At 59.2% G+C, this 19,063-nt stretch carries 15 protein-coding genes; 11 read left to right on the top strand and 4 right to left on the bottom strand.

Annotated elements, in window-relative coordinates; all coding sequences use genetic code 11:
• Positions 1 to 119: 119 nt before the first annotated feature.
• Positions 120 to 1,481: a carbohydrate porin gene (locus KJY40_RS24550; RefSeq protein WP_230733314.1), complete on the bottom strand. Its 1,362-nt coding sequence runs from the start codon at positions 1,479 to 1,481 to the stop codon at positions 120 to 122.
• A 300-nt stretch (positions 1,482 to 1,781) separates the two neighbouring features.
• Here KJY40_RS24550 and KJY40_RS24545 point away from each other — a divergent pair, with 300 nt between their 5' ends.
• Both KJY40_RS24545 and KJY40_RS24540 read left to right on the top strand, forming a co-directional pair.
• Positions 1,782 to 2,012: a VF530 family protein gene (locus tag KJY40_RS24545; protein ID WP_007956650.1), complete on the top strand. Its 231-nt coding sequence runs from the start codon at positions 1,782 to 1,784 to the stop codon at positions 2,010 to 2,012.
• Between the two features lies 1 nt (position 2,013).
• Positions 2,014 to 2,652, top strand: coding sequence for a Pr6Pr family membrane protein (locus KJY40_RS24540; RefSeq protein ID WP_230733312.1), 639 nt, complete (start codon positions 2,014 to 2,016; stop codon positions 2,650 to 2,652).
• Positions 2,653 to 2,670: 18 nt separating this feature from the next.
• Here the strand turns inward: KJY40_RS24540 and KJY40_RS24535 are convergent, their stop codons facing one another.
• Together KJY40_RS24535 and KJY40_RS24530 are read right to left on the bottom strand one after the other, a co-directional pair.
• On the bottom strand, positions 2,671 to 3,456 hold the full coding sequence (locus KJY40_RS24535) for a siderophore-interacting protein (protein WP_230733310.1): 786 nt from the start codon (positions 3,454 to 3,456) through the stop codon (positions 2,671 to 2,673).
• Positions 3,453 to 4,028 carry a PadR family transcriptional regulator gene (locus KJY40_RS24530; RefSeq protein WP_230733307.1) on the bottom strand — a complete coding sequence of 192 codons (576 nt, stop codon included), beginning with the start codon at positions 4,026 to 4,028 and terminating at the stop codon, positions 3,453 to 3,455. The genes KJY40_RS24535 and KJY40_RS24530 overlap by 4 nt, the downstream gene beginning before the upstream one ends.
• 502 nt (positions 4,029 to 4,530) lie before the next feature.
• Here KJY40_RS24530 and KJY40_RS24525 point away from each other — a divergent pair.
• The 9 genes from KJY40_RS24525 (at position 4,531) to KJY40_RS24485 (ending at position 13,843) form a co-directional block, all read left to right on the top strand.
• Entirely contained in the window at positions 4,531 to 5,025 is a 495-nt protein-coding gene (locus KJY40_RS24525; protein WP_230733305.1) for a CS1 type fimbrial major subunit, read from the top strand.
• A 102-nt stretch (positions 5,026 to 5,127) separates the two neighbouring features.
• Entirely contained in the window at positions 5,128 to 7,650 is a 2,523-nt protein-coding gene (locus tag KJY40_RS24520; protein ID WP_230733303.1) for a TcfC E-set like domain-containing protein, read from the top strand.
• Positions 7,651 to 7,681: 31 nt separating this feature from the next.
• Complete coding sequence (locus KJY40_RS24515; protein ID WP_230733301.1) at positions 7,682 to 8,884, top strand: hypothetical protein; 1,203 nt, start codon at positions 7,682 to 7,684, stop codon at positions 8,882 to 8,884.
• Positions 8,885 to 8,916: 32 nt separating this feature from the next.
• Positions 8,917 to 9,417, top strand: a complete 501-nt coding sequence (locus KJY40_RS24510; protein ID WP_230733300.1) for a CS1 type fimbrial major subunit — start codon at positions 8,917 to 8,919, stop codon at positions 9,415 to 9,417.
• A 40-nt stretch (positions 9,418 to 9,457) separates the two neighbouring features.
• Positions 9,458 to 10,669, top strand: a complete 1,212-nt coding sequence (locus tag KJY40_RS24505; RefSeq protein ID WP_230733298.1) for a hypothetical protein — start codon at positions 9,458 to 9,460, stop codon at positions 10,667 to 10,669.
• Positions 10,670 to 10,712: 43 nt separating this feature from the next.
• A complete protein-coding gene (locus KJY40_RS24500; protein ID WP_230733296.1) occupies positions 10,713 to 11,456 on the top strand; it encodes a molecular chaperone in 744 nt (247 codons plus the stop codon).
• 16 nt (positions 11,457 to 11,472) lie between these two features.
• Complete coding sequence (locus tag KJY40_RS24495; protein ID WP_230733288.1) at positions 11,473 to 11,973, top strand: CS1 type fimbrial major subunit; 501 nt, start codon at positions 11,473 to 11,475, stop codon at positions 11,971 to 11,973.
• A gap of 65 nt (positions 11,974 to 12,038) precedes the next feature.
• Entirely contained in the window at positions 12,039 to 12,542 is a 504-nt protein-coding gene (locus KJY40_RS24490; protein WP_230733286.1) for a CS1 type fimbrial major subunit, read from the top strand.
• A 44-nt stretch (positions 12,543 to 12,586) separates the two neighbouring features.
• Positions 12,587 to 13,843, top strand: coding sequence for a hypothetical protein (locus tag KJY40_RS24485; RefSeq protein WP_230733285.1), 1,257 nt, complete (start codon positions 12,587 to 12,589; stop codon positions 13,841 to 13,843).
• 53 nt (positions 13,844 to 13,896) lie between these two features.
• Here KJY40_RS24485 and KJY40_RS24480 read toward each other — a convergent pair whose 3' ends face one another.
• Positions 13,897 to 18,918 (bottom strand): NEL-type E3 ubiquitin ligase domain-containing protein, encoded by a 5,022-nt coding sequence (locus tag KJY40_RS24480; RefSeq protein WP_230733283.1) that lies wholly within the window; start codon positions 18,916 to 18,918, stop codon positions 13,897 to 13,899.
• Positions 18,919 to 19,063: the final 145 nt, after the last annotated feature.

Here is a 19,063-nt window from a genome sequence, read left to right as displayed (position 1 = left end):
CGTTTCAAGTAGTCCCGCGCTGTAGTCACTGTAGATGACGATCGGGCGCGGGCATGGTTCAGATAAAAACTTGTCTTGCTATTGAATTTCTTTCGCAGGGCTGAGCCGCGTGCGCTGGGTCAGAACGACGACTGGATCTTGATCCCGCCGATCAGCGCGTCGTCGACCTTGTCCACACCGCCCGGATGGCGGATGTATTGCAGGTTCGGGCGCACGGTCAGCCAATTGGTGACGTGCATGCCGTAATAAAGCTCGGCGCTGTATTCGGTGTCCTGCGGTGGCAGGAACGACGGATCGTCGTAGTCGTAGACGGCGCGGGCCTGGTTGGTCGCTTCGGCGTTCTTGCGGTAGGCCGGGTTGACGTGAACGCGAGCCAGGGCGAAACCGATGTCGTCCTTGGCGCGGGCGTCGAACAGGCCTTTGTAGACCACGCCGGCCTGGACGTAGTTGTCGATGGCGTTGGTTTTCTTGTCGTGCATCGTGCCGTTGGCGAACACGCTCAGGCCACGAGAGTTGTCGCTGGCGACGCTGGTGACCTGCTGCTGCACGCCGAGCCAAACGCCGTGTTTGCTGGAGGCGCTGCGATAGGCTTCGCCGCTCAGGGCCGCCGGCTGGCCGTTGCTGTCTTTATAGGCGTCGGTGGCCTTGGCGTTGCTGTAGTAGTAACCGGCGCGGTATTCGCCCGGCAGGCCGTTGAGTTTCGGCTTCCACACCAGTTCGATCGGCAGGATCGCGCCCTGGGTGCCGCTGCCGCTGAGTTTGAAGCCGTTGCCGCGATCGAGGTTCGACGGGTTCTGCTCATAGGCGCCGACTTGCGCGTACAGCTCCGGCGTCAGGTGATATTTGACGCGCATTGCCCATTGGCTGACCGGCCAGTTGTACCAGATGCCGCCGACCCAGTTGCCGACCTGCGAGCCGCAGAACGCCAGGTTCTGGAAGTCGCACGGGAAGCTGTTGAAGTCTTCGCCTTCGCCGAAGCGGCCGACCTTGATGTCGAGCTTCTGGTCGAAGAATTTCTGCTGGTACCACATCTGCGTCAGGCGGGTGGTCTGGCCACGGCCCCAGACTTCCTGGGCGGAAGTGAAGCCACCGACGCGCGGGTCGTTGATGCGGTCGTTGCTGATGTTGTTGCCGCTGCGCTTGGTCACGGTCAGCTGGAATTCAGCGTCGTTCCAGCCGAGCAGTTTTTGCAGGTCCAGATGAGTGCCGAGGCCCCATTGATCGCTGTAGCGCGCGGTGCGGTCGTGGTCATAGCCGCCGTGCAGGTTGCTGCCCATTTCGCCGGTGTAGTCGAGCTTGAAGTCGATACCTTTTGCCGCGAGTTCGCTGCGGGTGCCGTTCCAGTCACCGAGCATCCACGGTGATTCACTGTCGAAGGCCGGAGTGGCCTGGGTGCAGGTGGCGAGGCCAAGAGCGGTGCAGCCGCCGATCAGGCGCAGGGTTGAGATAGCGCTGTCTCGGGAGAACGGAAAATCGGGCATGAATAGGGTCTTTCTTGATCTTTTTGGGGGATAAGCTGGCCGCTACGATTTGACGCAGGCAGTGAAGCGATTCAGCAGAAGGGCGGCAGGATAATGTCCTGTTACAAAAACACAAAGTGCTTTTGCAGACATGAACCCTTTCGGATTCGGTAACAGTGCGGCAATACAGCGCATTGCGGGTGTTGGCGCAGGCTGCGATCTTCTCCGGTTGGCCTACATTTAACCCAAGGCCTTCCACCCGCCCATGCCCTCGGCTAAGGTGCGCGGCTTCTGCATTTTCACTTCGCCCAAAGGCCCGGCATGAACGACCACAACCCCGATCCGCTGCACGGCGTGACCCTCGAACAGATCCTCAATGCGCTGGTGACCCACTACGAATGGTCGGGCCTGGCCGAGCGCATCGACATCCGTTGCTTCAAGAGCGATCCGACCATCAAGTCGAGCCTGACCTTTTTGCGCAAGACGCCTTGGGCACGAGAGAAAGTCGAGCGTCTGTACGTGAAACTGATGCGCACCAAGCGTCCGCTCTGAGATGAACGCCGTATTGCGGCGACGTCTGATCACTTCGGCTGCGGTGCTGGGCTGGGCCGGATTGGGGATTCAGCTGTACCTGATTTTTTTCGCACGCCTGAGCGTCGGCGCCAGTCTGCTGGGCGGGCTGGTGAGTTTCTTCAGTTACTTCACGGTGCTCACCAATACGTTGGTGGCGGTGGTGCTGACCTGCGCGGTGACCGATCGCGAATCCGCTGCGCGCCGCTGGTTTCTGCAACCCTGGGTCAGTAGCGGGATTGCCGTCAGCATTGCGGTGGTGGGCCTGGCTTACAGCATCCTTCTGCGGCATCTGTGGCATCCGCAGGGCTGGCAGTTTATCGCCGACGAATTGCTCCACGACGTGATACCGCTGCTGTTTCTGGCTTATTGGTGGTTGTGCGTGCCGAAGGGTACCTTGCGCCTGAAGCATCTGCCGTTGTGGCTGATCTATCCGCTGGTGTACTTCGCCTATGCGCTGTTGCGCGGGCATCTGCTGGGGGCTTACGCCTATCCGTTCATTGACGTGGCGCTGCTGGGTTATCCACAGGTGTTCGTCAATGCCGGGGGGATTCTGCTGGGGTTTGTGCTGATTGCGTTGTTGCTGATCGGGATTGATCGCTGGCAGGGGCGGCGCCTTTAGCAGCGCCGCCGCTCGTATTCACTCTTCTTCGGAGCCTTCTGCGCGCCAGTAACCGACCGCTTTAACGAACTTCTCGTCGAGTCCGTGCTCATCAAGCAGCACCCGGCGGATCTGCCGCGAAACCTTGGTCTCGGTCGCCACCCACGCATACAGATTGCCCTTGGGCACCTGCAATTGTTTGATGGTGGCCAGCAGATTGTCTTTGCCGCCCTCACGCAACACCCAGATCACATTGACCTGCGCCGCGCTTTCCAGGGTTTGCTGCTCTTTGCCGTTTTCCACCTCGATCACCACCAGCGCCTTGCGATTGGCTGCCAGACCTTCAAGTCGGCGGGCGATGGCGGGCAGGGCGGTTTCATCGCCGATCAGCAGGTAGCTGTCGAAGATGTCCGGCACGATCATCGAACCGCGCGGCCCGCCGATGTGCAGGAACTGCCCCGGTTTGGCCTGCTCGGCCCAGGTCGAGGCAGGGCCGTCGCCGTGCAGGACGAAGTCGATGTCCAGCTCAAGCTTGTCGAGGTCGTAGCGGCGCGGAGTGTAGTCGCGCATTTCGGGCATCGGCACATCGCTCTTGCCGGCGCCGAGCACCAGGGTTTCCAGTGTCGCGGCCTGTTCGGCGTTTTGCGGAAACAGCAATTTGACGTGATCGTCGGTGCCGAGGCTGACGAACCCGGCCAGTTCCGGCCCGCCGAGGGTAATGCGGCGCATGCGCGGGGTCAGGTCGACCACGCGTAACACTTCCAGGCGGCGACGTTTGATTTCGTGCATCACACGGTGGATGCCTTGGGTCTGGACTTCAGTCATTCGGCTTTCTCCGGGGCAGATTGAACGGCGGGGCCGTCGACGATGGCTTTGGCGGTGTCGTTGAGCAGGTCGCGCACCCGCAGGATTTCTTCCGGGCTCCAGCGCCCGTGGTGCATCTGCAGGGCGTGACGCAGGTTGTGCACCGCCTCATGGATTTCCGGCGGCCGGTCGTGGCCGCGCAGCGAGCGCTTGCTGACGTCGATGCGCATGCGCACGCCATCCAGCGCCACCGCCTGTTCGCTCAGCGATTGGCGGCCGGCATCGGTCACCGCGTAGCGCTTTTTGCCGCCCTCGGCATCGCCGGTGATCATTTCGCTTTCTTCGAGAAATGTCAGGGTCGGGTAGATCACGCCGGGGCTGGGGCTGTAGGCGCCGTCGAACATGGTTTCGATCTGGCGGATCAGGTCGTAGCCGTGGCACGGCTGTTCGGCGATCAGCGCCAGCAGCAGCAATTTCAGATCGCCGGGGGCGAATACCCGGGGGCCGCGACCGCCGCGTTCGCGACCGTGACGTTTTTCGAAACCGTCACGGCTGTCGGCGTGGTCGCGGTGGGGGGAATGATGGTCTCTCATTTCAGTCTTCTCTCGTCGTGTTTAGATACAACTTAAGATATATCTTTGCGAACGAGCAAGGGCTTTTTGCCTGAGAGGAAATGGCAGCTGACGAGTGGTCGAGAGGTTTGAGAAAGGTTTTTCAGTGAGTGCGGGGCATCTTTTCAATCACGAAGAGATAACCTTGAAGTTAAAGCTATCACTCTACAAATGATTGAGCTTATATTCTAAAAATAAGAGAAAGTACCGCTGCGTAACGTCGAAAGTGCTGTAATGTTTTTTATATGAAACTGTATGTAAGGCATGGATTACAGTTTAAATTGAGTATTCATGTTTTTTGATGGTTTTTCTTTCGAGTTGAGAGGTTGTTGAACTACGATCACGTGGGAAGTTGCCTGCTTACATTCTTGAGACAAGAGTCGATCATGCCCCGGCGTTGAACTTCCAGATTCCCGAGTCTTATCGGCCGGGAGGTCCGGAACTTCAATGTTTCGATTCCTTAAAAGAAAACAGGTACTGACCGATGTTCAAGAAAATCGCAATCACCGCTTCCCTCGCCGCCCTGGCCCTGAGCTCTTCCGTCACCTTCGCCGCCGGTGAAGCGCGTCACTCCATCAGCCTCATTGCCCATGTGCCGACCAATGGCTTCTACGTGGTGCCGACCGATGCGGATCTGGTCAACAAGGACCAGGACATGAGCTATCAGCCAAGTACCGGCAAGATGCGCGAAGTCAATGGTTTCTTCGATGTGCGCAATAATAACGGTTCGGTATATGCCAGTCTGGAAAGTGTTCCGCAATTGATCTCCGGAAATGAAGTCATTTCTCTGGACGTTGCATTCAACAACATAATTCTGACCCAGACTCCGCAAATGGTCGTGGGCGAAGCAGACTCCGATGTGAACTACCGCGCCCCACTGAAAATCAGCGCCAAGGGCACCACGTTCAACCCGGGTGATTACACCGGTACAGTGCCGATGACCTTCGACGCCGTGCTTCCAGTTGGCGGTTCGCGTTGATCAAGCGTTTCGCGCTCACTGTCCAGTAGCGTTTCCCGGCGGGACAACCACCCCCGATTGTCCCGCCGGACTTCAACTTGTTCGATATCAGAGTAAGAGTTCATGTTCCCGATGACACCCATCGCAGTCGCGCTTGCGCTGCTGTTTTGTGCTGGTGCGATGGCGGCCCCTGCTCCTGCGGGTACGACACCTCGCGGTCTTCTGGCGCAGGCCAAAGGTTTGCCGGCGGATTTCGAGGAGCATTTCTTTGACGTGCCCCTGGCGGTGCGGGTCGAGCTTGACCGGCAACCTCTGGGCGAGGCCCTGGTGGTGCTGTCGCGCGATGACCGTATCACCCTGCTCGAATTCACCGATACCAGCGAAAACCGCTACGACCCTGCCGAACGAGAAAAGTGGGCCGGTTATCTCAAGTCCGGCGTGGCGCTGGGCGATTGCAGCGGTTCGTGCCCGGACCAACTGCTGGCGGTGCATTACAACCTGGAAAACTCCCTGGTCTCGATCCTCACCCGCAATGCCGAGCGCGATCTTGAGGCCAAGCGTTATCACGACCAGCCTCTGGAAGGCAGCAGCGGTCTTATGGTGCGCAACCAGCTCAATCTCAATGGCGGCCAGGAACAGGATCTGGGCGGGCGTTTCGGCCTTGAGGCCAGCGGCAGCCTGGGCAACTGGAGCCAGACATTCAACATGCAAGTAGCGCGCATGGGCGGCCCCGACGACAAGCTGTACCACGCCGTGCACGAGCTTTACACCCAGCGGGAGCTGCAAGGCAGCTTCTTTCGTCTGGGCTATTTCACCCCCAACTCCGAAGGCCTGACCCGTCAGCCACGTACATTCGGCACCAGCCCGGATACGGCGGTCGGCGTGATGTACGGCAGCTCCGACAGTCTGGCCATCAACAGCGCAATGCCCAGTGTCTATCCGATTTACGTCACCGCCAACCGTCAGGGTTCGGTGGAAATCTACCGTGACGGCCTGCTGATCAATACCCAGTCGGTGCCCGCCGGTTTGCAGACGCTGGATACCCGGCCGCTGCCCGGTGGCATTTACGAAGTGGAAGTGCGTCTGGTGGAAGACGGCCAGATCACCTCCAGCACCCAGGAGCTGGTCTACAAACCGAACAACTGGCGCAACCTCGACGACCGCTGGCGCTACAACCTGTTCGCCGGCGAGGAAAGCAAACTGTTGAGCAACTGGGACAAACAGGCCAGTGGAAGTCCCACTGCGGGAGCGTCGATCAATTACCTGGCACATCCACGGGTGATCCTCGGATTGTCAGCGCGCCAGGTACGGGAAAAACTGCAATACGGCGCCTCCATCGACTGGACCCTGGCCAATCAACTGAGCCTGTACGCCAATGTCTATCAGACCCGGGATTACGGCACCGGCCTGGATCTGCAAAGCCTTTACAACTACGGCTCCGGCAGTCTGATCCTCAGCCACACCCGCAGCTGGCTCGACACCACCGATCTCTACGAAACCCTGCCCGACGGCACCCGCGTACGGCAACGCAACGTGTTCATCGGCCAGACCAGCAACTCGTCGCTGGCAATCAATCATCGGCTTGATCAGCGCAATTCCCTGAATGCCCGGGTCTCTCACAGCGAAGGCAACGTCGAAGGCGTCGGTGTGGATCTGGGCTGGAACCGGCGCGCGGTACTGTTCGGCAACGATGCCAACTGGCGCCTGTCGTTGTTCGACCGGCCGGGCAGTTTCAGCAGCGGCAATGATCGCAGCCGGGGCGTCGACCTGAGCCTGAACCTGGCCATCGGCGCGCCAGGTCAGCAACTGACCGGCAGCATCGGTTCGCGTACCGATCGTGATGGTGGTCGCGACAACAATGCGTCGATCGGCTGGCGCAAGGACTTCAAGGATCACGTGCTGCAAAACGTCTCGGTCACCGCGCTGAGCGACACCTACGGCATGGGCCTGTCGGGCCTGGCCAATTTCCGCACCGACACGGTCAATGGCGATGGTTTCGTTCAGCGTTCGTCCTACAACAACAAGTTTACCGGCGGCCTGAACCTCGACAGCACTCTGGTGATGGGCGGGGAAAAGATGTTGATGACCAGCGAGTACGAGATGCGCGGGGCCGGCATGATCGTTGATGTGGAATCGGACATTGACGGGATCGTCCTGCGGGCCGATGACCTCAGTGGTGGCGGTGCGGCATTGAAGCCGGGGCGCAATTTCATTCCGTTGACCGCTTACCAGAACAGCTCCGTGAGCTTCGACTTCGAAGGCAACCATGTGCCCGCTGCGACTATCGCTCCGGCCCGCACCCGCTATCACCTGAACAAGGGCGGCGTGGATTACCGGCACATCCGGGTGATGAAAACCCTGACCGTGCTCGGCCGTCTGGTGGATGAGCGGGGCCGCCCACTCAAGGGCCATCACGTGATCAACCATGCCAGCCGTGGGGTCACTGAAGTCGACGGGTTCTTCTCGATGGAAATGAATGCCGGCTCGCCGACCCTCGAAGTACGCCGCGATAACAACCTGCTGTGCCAGTTCCGTCTCAACGAGAAAGATCATCGCAGCGAGAACAATGTGTTGATGATCGGGGATCTGCGTTGTACGCCGGACACACTTGCCGATGTGACCCTTACCGATCATAAGGCGGGTTGAGGCGATGAAAGGATCAAGAGGCTGGCTGGGGTTGCTGGCAGTACTGGGCCTGTCCTCGGCCGAGGCCGCGAATCAGGAAATCAGGGCGTCGTACCGGCCGGATCCCGCGCAGCCGAACAAAAACGTGTTCGTCAACAACACCCCCAACAGTGGTTATTGCGCAATCTATCCAGCCCAGTGCGCCGACAACCGGATGTTCAGTCTGCGCTTGCCGGTCCGGTTTGATTCCACTCGCGCGATCACACCCGATATGCCTGGCGATGCAATGGCCCTGAAAGTACCGGCGGACTGGCGGCAAGTGACGGTCATCGATCGCGATTCCGGTAAAACCGCAACCGTCGAGGTGCGCATCGTCGGCATTGGATCGACCTTTGTTCTGAGCCAGCCGGTCACCAGTCTGGTGGGGCTGAACAATATTGTCGAAGCGCATCGCCGGCTCTGGAGCAACAACGCTTGGGTCATTGCGCCGGCGCCCTGTCAGTACAGTGGCATCCAATACTATTCAGCAACGACCTATCAGTTTTTCTGGAAGACCCCGGTAGAGGCGCCGTGTACCAAGCTGGCCGCGTATCGAATCCCGGCGATGGCCTTCGACACCCTCGATGTTGCCTATGAGTTGCGCACCCCCAATCCGTTGGCCGTGTCGTCCGGGCTGTACAGCGGATCGCTGACCTACAGCCTTGGTCCTGGCGGTGATTTCCAGATGGGCCCGATGATGGTGGCGGATGACAGCAGCCTGACTCTGGATTTCGTGCTCGACGCGCAACACGTGTTGAAAGTGGATATTCCACCGGGGGGGGACAAAGTTGTGCTCGAACCCGAGGGGGGATGGCAAAGCTGGCTGGACCAGGGGCGCTATCCGGTGCGTCTTTTTCGCGATCAACCCTTCCATATCTCCACCTCGTCGAGATTCACCATGAGGCTGGAGTGTGAGCACCGCCTGACCACGGGGTGCGGGGTGAATGATCGTCAGGGGAGCACGACCTATTCGGCCGAAGTGACGGTCGGTGTCAGCCTGCCCGACGGGTTGACCGACAGCAGTGAACGGCCGGTCAGGAACCTGCCGGTGACCCACACACCGACCGGTGTCATTCATGTCGGCCACTACGTCGACCGCAGACCGGCCACCCTGCATTTCAACATGAATGCGCAGCACACCCGTTTTCTGATCGACAACTACGCAGATCGTCCTTTCAGGGGCCATTTCACCGTGATCTGGGATTCCGAAGTCTGACCTTCCTCTTCGAACAGGAACAGGTATTGAGCATGAACAAGCATTGGGCTGTCGGCGCGTTGATGGCCATGACCGGGTCGATGAGCGATGGGGCATGGGCGGTTCGTGAGGAGCGCACCTTCGAGGTGTTCGTATCGGTCCCCACACGGCCGTTCTACATCGTTCCGACCGAGCCGGACTGGATACATCAACCGCAGCGGCTGGTCTGGAACGTTGCCGAGGCAACCATGGGCGGGCTGCGCAAACACTTCGATGTGCGCCATGACACGAGTGCCATCGAAGCCCGCCTCGACGGTGCGCCTTACCTGTCGAACGGCAGGCCGGGCGAAGAGATTCCCTTGCGGGTGAGTTTCAACAACGTGGAGTTGAGCCCGGATTTTCAGCCCCGGGAAGTGGTGTCCCGAGCCGATGCCGCCGTAGGTGTCCGTGTCTGGCTGGACATACAACCGGTGAGACCGCCCGACGGCTACAAGCCGGGCGACTACGACGGCAGCGTCATGCTGCTGTTCAACGCCAGGGCGCCGGGCGAATAGGGCCGGCACTTTTCGAATGTTAACCAAATGGATGTCAATCATGAAAAGGACAACAGCCTGGCTGGGGATATTGGCGGCGCTGGCGTTTCCTTCTGTGGAAGCGGCGAATCAGGAAATCAGGGCATTGTTCCAGCCTGATCCCTCACAACCGAACAAAAACGTATTCGTCAACAAAACCCCGAACAGCGGTTATTGCGTGGTAGCGCCTGCTCAATGCGCCGAAAACAAAATGTTCAGCATCCAGATCCCGGTGAGATTTGTCTCCAACCGAGCCATCGCCCCGGGCGATGACGTGTCGTTGCGCGTGCCGGCCAACTGGCGGCGGCTGACGGTCACCCATCAGGGCAGCGGCGAAACCGAAACGGTCGAGGTGCGCATCATCGGCATCGGTTCGAAATATGGCCTGAGCGATACGGCCGTCAACCTGACAGGCGCACCGAACCCGCTCGAGGGACATCGAAAGCTCTGGAGGAACAACAGTTGGGTCAATGCGCCGGCGCCCTGCAGTTCCAGCAGCTTAGGTTTCTTGGGCCCTTCAACCTATACCTTTTTCTGGAGGTCATGGACTGAGGCGACCTGTACCAAAGTGGCCGCTTACCGGATCCCCTCGATGTCTTTCGACGCCCTGGATTTTGCCTATGAATTGCGCACCCCCAATCCCTTGGGGATGTCCTCGGGGCTGTACACCGGTTCGTTGTCCTACACCCTTGGCCCCAGCGGTGATTTTCAGATGGGGGCCATGATGGTGCCTGATGACGGCAACCTGACCCTGGACTTCGTACTGGACGTGCAACACACCCTGAAAGTCGAACTGCCACCCGGCGGGAACAAGATTGCGCTGGAGCCCGCGGGCGGCTGGCAACACTGGATCGACAGCGGCCGCAGACCGACCGAAATCTTCCGTGACCAGCCGTTTTTCATTTCATCCTCATCGCGTTTCAAGGTGATGTTGCAATGCAGCTCCCTGGGTGGTTCGGACTGCGACATCGGCAACAATCAGGTGGGCTTCTCCAAGTTTCAGATCCGGCTCACGATGCCGCCGGGCATCAAGGGCCCCGGAGGTCACGACGGCTGGTCCGGCACGCTCAGCCACAACATGTGGATCGGGCCGTTTGAGCCCGGCCGTTACATCGACCGCAAGCAGGGCATGTTGCGTTTCTTCATCTCCCCCAGATTTCTGGATTTTTTAAGGCCCGGCATGAACGGCACGCTGACGGGCAACGCCACCATCATTTTCGATTCGGAAGTTTGAACGCCCGGAACGGGCCCTTTTTCATTTTCATGAGGTTGAGACGATGACACGTCTGTTTTTGCTGTTGCTGTGCGCGGTGTTCTGGACAACGGCCAACGCCGGGCCGCAGATCAATGTCGGCACGGTGTACGACTACCTGGACGGCGAGAAAAGCACCTACTTGAAGCGAGTGTTCAACAGCGGTGACAGCACCGCGTTCGTCAAGGTCAACGTGCTGGAAATCGTCTACGACAGCGACGGTCAGCCCAAGGAAATTCCGGTCACCAATGCCGCCGACGGGGCGTCGCGCAACGGTCTGATGGCCAGCCCGGCACGGCTGATCATTCCGGCCCAGGGCATGCAGGGCACGCGCTTGCTGTACATGGGCGAGCGCGATCGCGAGCGCTATTTCCGGGTGCGCTTCGTGCCGGTGGTGCCGGAGAAGGAAGACGACTTCGTGGTTTCCAGCGAGGAGCGCGAAGACTACAAGAAGACCCTGTCGGCCGGCGTCAACGTCATGACCGGGTTCGGCACGGTGTTTTTCGTGCGTCCGAAGGATGCACGGTACGACACGGTCATCAACGACACCGATGCCCGTTATGAAGTGCGCAACAACGGCAACACGGTGCTGGTGATCGACGAGTTCAAGAGCTGTTCGCTGACCAGGGAAACCGATTGCGGTGCGACCGTCAAACACCACGTCATGGCCGGCCGTACGTTCGGTTTTGACAAGGAAAAAGGCCGCGAATACCGCTTCAAACTGATCGAAGGCGAACGCAAGCAGGATCTCAAAGTAGTGAGTCGCTGACACTCAGGTAACCAACATGAACAAGCATTGTGTGGCCGCCGTATTGGCGGCAATCACCGGGTTATACGACGCCATGGCGTGGGCCGCGCGGGAAACGCTGAATTTCGAAGTCACGCTGACGATTCCCAGCCGGCCGTTTTACATCATGCCCTCGGAGCCGGGCTGGATTCATCGTCCGCAGGTTCTGCTCTGGAACTATCCGGATTCGACCCTCGGTGGTTTCAGCAAGAACTTCGATGTGCGGCATGACACCAGCGCCATCGAAGCGCGCCTCGAAAGCGCGGCATATCTGTCGACTGGCCGGCCGGGGGAAAACATCGACTTGCGGGTGCGTTTCAACGGTGTGGAATTGAGCGCCGATCCTGTATTCCGGCAAGTACTGTCGAGGGAGGAAGCGGCCACAGGCAAACGGGTGCCACTGGAAATCGACCCGATAACGCCTGCCGGTGGGTACAAGGCAGGCGAGTACTACGGCAACGTCTTGTTGCTGTTCAACGCTCGGGCCCCGGGAGAATAAAAGGCGCTGGCCAGTCATCGGAGCCGCCAGGGAGGTGGCTTTTTATCGACGTAAAAGGAAGCGACATGATCAAGCAAGGGGGCATTGCCTTGTCCGTGAGCGTTGCAACGCTGATGGCAGGCGCGGCATTCGCGGCGCAGGAGAAATACATCTTTGAAGTCTCGGTGGATATTCCGACCCTGGAATTCTATGTGATACCCAGCGAAGCGGACTGGATCCACCTTCAACAGACGTTGCCGTGGGATATCCACACATCGACCCTGGGCGGTTTGCGCAAGAACTTCGATGTGAGGACCGACAGCAGCGCCATCGAAGCACGCCTGGAGAGTTTCCCCTTTCTGTCCAGCGGTCAGGATTCGCGCGACGACATCAATCTGCGCGTCACGTTCAACGGCACGGAATTGAGCCATCATCCGGTCCCCCGCCAGGTCGTTTCCCGCGAGGAAGCGGTGGCGGGCAAACGGGTGCGCCTGGAAATCGAACCGAGGGCGCAGCCCGACGGGTACAAGCCGGGTGATTACTACGGCAGCGTCAACATCATTTTCAACGTGGCGGCCCCGGCGGGTTGATCGCTGAAAAACAATAAAACCGATTGCTGAGCAAGGAGCTGGTAATGGTTTCAGGATTGCGAAGATTCAACAGGTCCAACCAGGCAAAATGGCTGGTCGGTCTATTCGGTGGGCTGTTGTCGGTATCGGCACAGGCGGTGACCCAGGAGATTCGTGCGGTCTACGTTCCCGATCCGGCCAACCCGCAGAGCAACGTCTTCATCAACCAGACACCCCAAAGCGGCTACTGTGCCACCTACCCCAACGATTGCAAACCCATGTCGGGCGTGCGGCTGCCGCTGCGCTTCACCTCCGGTCAGGCCATCGAACCGGGAGCGTCCGAGCGTAACGGCGCGATGTTCAAGATGCCCGCGCAATGGCGCAGTCTGGTGGTCTCGAACGTCTTCACCGGGGAAACCGCCACGGTCGAGATGCGGATCGGCGCGTTCGGTTCCCAGTACGTCTTGAGTGATACGGCGGTCAACCTGACCGGTGCCGCCGACGACCAGCAGGCGCACATCAAACTGTGGAGTGGCGGTAATTGGGCTATCCCGCAGACACCTTGCAGACCCGGAGCAATGGCAAGCTTTGGTGCGGATTTTTTCCGGTTTTTCTGGCGCACGCCGATGGAGGGTGTGTGCGCCAAACAGGCTGCCTTCCTGATCCCGTGGATGTCGTACGGCTATCTGGACGTGGCCTATGAATTGCGTACGCCGAACCCGCTGCAGATGTCGGCCGGCCTGTACACCGGCGCACTGACCTATGGCGTCGGCCCCGGCATGGACATCGACACCGGCGACAATCTGCTGCCGGACAATTCGGCCCTGACCTTCAGGTTCGTGCTGGATGTGCAGCACGTGCTCAAGGTCGACATTCCCCCCGGCGGCAACAAGGTCGTGCTAGTGCCGCAAGGTGGCTGGCAGGCGTGGCTGCAACAGGGACGCAAGCCGGTGCGATTGTTTCGCGACCAGACATTCAACATCTCGTCGTCCTCACGGTTCAAGATGTTTGTCGAATGCCAGTACAGCGGCGTGCAGTCCTGCGGTTTGCGGGATGCCGAGGGAGGCGCCACCGATGCACAGGTGTTCGTGAGCGTCAGCCTGCCCGACAGTATCACCGACAATGCAGGCCAGCCGGTGCGCCGTCGGCCGCTGACCTCCAGTCCGAATGCTCCGGGCTTTCAACCGGATCGGTTTCTGGACCGGGCGGCGGGCACATTGCATTTCGAGATTCCCAGAGTCTACGTCGAGCAGATGTTGCAGCCCGGCCAGGCCAGGCGATACGCCGGCAACGTCACGGTGATCTGGGATTCGGAGGTCTGACCTCAGTCCTGAAGGCAATCGGTCCGGTTGCCTTCAGGAGACTGCTGATCGGCTCAGATCCTCGCGCGAGCCATGGCCTCGCGGGTCAGTCTTCGTTTCAACGCCTTCTCCTGCCGGCCAATGCCTTCAAGCAACTCGTCGCAGGTCTTCTGGCTCATTTTTTTCGGTGTGAAAACCACGTCGTCCGGTATGGACAGTTTGCGCGCCAGTTCGGCAAGTGCCTGCCTGAGTGGCGGTGAACGATCGGCCGATTCGACCCAGCGCTCTTGGGCCGCCTGCAGATCGATCAGCAGATCGGCCTTTTCCTGATTCGCGCGGGTGTTGGCTTCGATCTCTCCCGGCCAGGTTTCTCGCAGATAGCGATCCCAGAACGGTTGTTCGAGCATCTGATCGACCAGACCGTCACCGGCTTCATCGTCGAGAACCTTGTCGTAAGCCGCCTCGATGGTTTCGTCGCTGACCCCGGCCACCTCGCGAAATTTCATGGCTTCGGACTGCCAGGGCAGTTCAAGGCGTCTGGCCAGCCCGGTCTCATAAGCCAGATGCACTTCCACTTCGTCGGGGTTGCCTTGTCGCGCCGCGATATCGGCCCGGGCGATCTCCTTCACTTGCTTGAGTCGCGCGGCGCCTTTGGCCAGTGTCACCAGCTTGCGTTCGAGTTCCTCGGGGGAGTTTGAGAAGGTGCGCGCCTCCGACTCCAGTACGCGTATTCCCATGCTGTTGAACAACTGTGCCCCGGCGTCTTCGCAACCTTCGGGATCGGTCGACATCAGGAACAGTTCTTCGCGCAGCGGGGTGTCGATGTCCATGGCGCTGATCATTCGCCAGACGCGGTCGGTCAGTTGATCCCGAGCATGGCCCCCTTGCTGGTAATCGGCGGAGCGTGTCAGATCCTGCACGATCCTGAAGAAGCCGTCGGAGCCGGGCTCGCTGGCCAGTTCATGCCATGCCTCTGGTCGATAGGTGCCGATTCCTGCGGTTTGATCGCTCAATGAGGTGTCTACGGAGACCGGCCATTTCTCCAGCAAGTCTGCGGCGACGGTCGAGTAAATCTGCTCCGGTCGCATGCCCACCGACGTTCGATAGTGTTCGAATGCGATGCGCGCCCGCTCGGAAAGTCTGTTCACGTGGACGCGGGTGCGCGCGATCAGTCGCGCGCTGTCGGAGCCGAGCGGTACCTCGGGGATGTACCGCAGCGCGTTGTTCCCCAGATCAAGGTAAAAGAAAACGGGCCGGGGTTTGTCGAACAGCCCCGAAGGCCATGCTTCGATTTCGGTGTTGATCAGGCTCAATGTCCGCAACCTCGGCATGCGCCCGACATCAGGGACCATTCCCAGCGGGTTGTTATCCAGCCTGAGGCTTTCCATGCGTGTCAGCGCGCCCAACTGCCGCGACTCGGCAGGTGTCAACTGCAGCCGATTGTCGTTCAGGCGCAGAGTCTCCAGTACGTGCATCCGGCCGACGCTGACGGGCAAGGTGTTGAGTCCGCAGTTTCTGGCGCTGAATTGACGCAGATGGTGGAAGTCCTTCAACAAGCCGTCAGCCCCAGGGGAGAACCGCTGACCATCCAGACTCAGTGTCGTGACCTGGTCCAGGTAGGGTTTGAGCTCCTGCGGCAATTGCTTCCACCATTTCTGCAAGTCATGGGGTCTCGCCTCACTGGACAGATCCAGGGAGTAACCTGTTTCAAGGCTGGAATTGCGGGCACCAAACACTTCGGATTGTCTTTCGAAACATTCCACCAGGCGGTCGGCGATGAAGCGTCCTCCATTGTGCAAATATTCGTGAAAGGACGGGGGCAGGCTGGTGTCGTCCCCATACGGTGAGGTTTGAAAGCGAAAACGCTTGCGCCAGTCGTCCAGTATGCCCTTCAGCTTCTTGAGCTCATCCGTCAGCGTCCGGATTTTCCAGTGCGCATCTCCGTAGGTGTGCAGTGACCTGCTGAACGCCGCCACCTCTGTTTCGCTGAAATGCGGGTAGATATTCTTGATTTTTTCTTCCACGGTCAGCGGCGACTTGGATAATCGCGGGCCACGCAGCAGCAATTCGGTTTCCAACGGGATGACCGGCCGGACGGGGGGGCGTGCCAACACTGTCCTGCGCTCGGCCGGCGTTTCGGTCACGGCCTTCACCCATTGCCTGAACATTTGCCCTTCTCCGATGCGATAACCCTGTGCCGTGCGTTTGGCTGTGGGCATGGCCAACAGAACGGCCTCATAGAAACCGGCAGCCTCGTGCAGTTTGTTATTCGCTTTGTCATGCACCTCATAGCGACCTTGTTCGTCCCGGATCAGCCTGCGCACCGTAGCGGCATCAGGGTGGCCCGCGCTGCATCGCAGCTCACCGTCATCAGTGGCTTCGCGCACTTCGATACGCAAGTCTTCGTAGGTGTCGGTGTAAACCTTCAAGGCATTGAGGGCGAGGCGTTCGGTGTCGGGTATCAACAGCGCCGGATCATGCACGCCCTCATGGGCCCTGGTCGCCAGCACCTCGAATTCGATTTCGCGAGCCTGACTCTTCAGGCGCAGGGGGATGCGCTGCTGCTCGGTCATGATGATGTGTTCGGCAGCTGTCGCCTTGCTTGCCACCGATTCGGCGAGTCGTGCGGGCAACTGCGGGAAGTGGCGCTGGATCAGCTGGGCCTGGGCATCGGGAGTACGAGTCTTGAACCGGTACTGATAGTCGAAAATCTCGATTTGCCGGGTCACCGCGAGGTCGGCCAGACGGTTGCGCAACACCTGTGCCCGTCGGCTTTTCGGGTAATTTCCACCGAGCAGCGATTGCATGTCTGCGTCACTGAGAAAATCCACCAGTCGTTCGGGAAGTTTGTTGTCCATCACGTCGGCAATGCCGATGGACAGCGTCTGACTGTCAGAGGCCCGAGGGTTGCCGTATTGCCTGTAAGCGCCGGTCAGGTCGTTGTCCTGCCAGACCTTCAGGGCCTTGTCCGCAGGCCAGCCAGGCATGTCGGGAACCATCCGTTCAAACCAGAGGGACTCTGGATAGAGCGGCTGGCCCGTACGAATCAGCCGGCTGACGTCTTTCGCTTCCTGCCAGGTCTTGAAGCGGGTAAGCGTATCGTCCAGCAGCGGCGGTGGCGGGCTGTTCTCCACATGCATCCGACGCAGCGAGTCGACCGGCGTGCCACTGATGCGGCGTATTCTGTCCAGTTCGAGGTCACTGTAACCGTCGACCGAGTGACCCAGGCGCCGCATCAGGCGCGGGCCTTCCCAGTCATGCGGGTTCTCGGCCTCGTGAGTCCATCCACCCCGGCCGTTGTGCCGCAGTTGTGGCGCGTAAGCCTGCGCCCGGGAAGGGTGTTCAATACGATAGTGACCGCTGTCGCGATCGAGTCTGACCGCATAGTGTTTGCCTTCCAGCGGCAGAACGGTCTTGCCGGCGTGTTGATGCAGGCCCAGGGCGTCCGGTCTGGAGGCGGACGGCAATGCCAGTTGCGGCTGTTCGTAAGGGGTGATGTCCGGATGCCACAAACGCATCCGGCCGTCGAGTGAACGCACCGGTTTCATGTTTTCAACCAGGGCAGAGAGCTTCAGCTGAACGGGTTTGGTCACGTAGTCCCCGATGACGAGAGCTGCCAATTGCAGAACATCATGGACCACTCCCACCACATGTTCTGCGGCCTCTTCCCAATGGCCCTGCGTCAGATCCACCACGCCCTCGACGACTTCGTCGGTCAATTGCCAGGCGGTGTAGCCAAGCATCGCAAGGCCGACGACAGGAATGAATGGCGCGGCGACCATCGCCGCCACGTTCAGGATGTCCTGGGCAATCCTGAAAACGTTCGCCCACCAGTCTGCGCGAGCGTTTTGATCCGCATCGGCGGTAGGCACAGCGATGTTTCGCGCATCGTTGAAGATCTTGTCGAGCTGGCGCTGATAGAGAGAGTCCCATAGTGGTCCAGTGATGGGCGTTGCGCCGTATTGCAGGTTCGGGTTGCTGACCGGTGTTTCGCGCCAGGACGGACGCGAGTCTCCGCGCTCGTGTGGATACCATTTCACATGCGTCAGACGCTGTTTGAGGTCGGCGAAGAAGTGTCCACGCTGGTGGTGAGCGACGAACTGGCTGAAGAACTGCCAGTAACTGCCACCCGTAGAGGGCAGGGTGTCGTTTTTCTGCAATTGGCGCGTCAACTCGTTGAGAAAATCGAGATGGGAATCGTACGTTTTCAGTGGATGTTCGGGGTCGTGCGGGACGTAGGCGATGATTCGCGATGAGTGCAGCGGCTGATTGGGATCGGGGCGCAGAATCAGAATGCCGGTCATCTTCAGATCCATGATGGTCAGTTCGCAGGCTTCCATCAGCTGTTGCCCAAGCCTGAGTGCCGCACGGCCATTGAGCAGGGCGCGAATCAATTGAAAACCTTCACGGTCAATGTCCTTTCTCACCAACGCCATGTGCGCGGTTGCTTCAAGCGTGGCTTTGTGGCTTTGAATTACCAGTGACTGCACGTAGCTGCGTACCACCGGTTCTTTGTTCAGCAGCATTTCTTGCAGATGTGCCTGGTAGCGCGCGCCGATGTCCAGTTCCCGGCACAGGGTCTGGAACCGGGCCACGGTCATCAGCCGGGTGAGCGGCGAAATATCGTACTGATCCTGCACATGTTCTCTTTTGACGAGAAATGTGGAGTCCGACTGGTAAGTTTCGTTAATGGAAAAGTTGTTCAGTGCAGCCTCAAGCAACGAGACTTTTCTGGTGTTTGAACCACTGAATACGTCAATGACATACCAAGGTAGTTTCGCTTCTTGATACAGCATCAGATATGTATTTCTGATGTCGACATCAATGCCGTACCTTTTCAGCAGTTCTGTTCTGAGCAATTGCCCGGCAAAGGCATGAATATCCTTGAGTCGGGTCAATGCCCTGTCGACTTCGTTACGTGCGGTCCAGGCCTTGCGATTGAGTCGGGCCAGTTGCGGCGTCATCCAGGACTCACGTTGGGGCTTGATGTTTTTCAGCGCTTCGCCGTGGCGCAGATTCATCTCGGTAAATACCGGATCGATCCGCGATTTGATTAATTCGTAATGTTGCCCTTTGTATTCGTTTGTTGCGGTCATGGATACAGCCTTGAATAAATCAGGAAAGTTCAGCCTAACGTTCAAGGGTGCAGAAGATTAGTTCAAAAGCCTGCTGTTCGAGCGCGAACCTGGCAGGCGAAAGATTGAATATTGGAATGCATAAAATAATTAGTTATTGCCTCCA

Origin of the sequence: Pseudomonas fitomaticsae, from assembly GCF_021018765.1 — a bacterium.
GTDB classification, from domain to species: Bacteria; Pseudomonadota; Gammaproteobacteria; order Pseudomonadales; family Pseudomonadaceae; genus Aquipseudomonas; species Aquipseudomonas fitomaticsae.
This window is presented reverse-complemented; position numbering and strand designations above follow the sequence as displayed.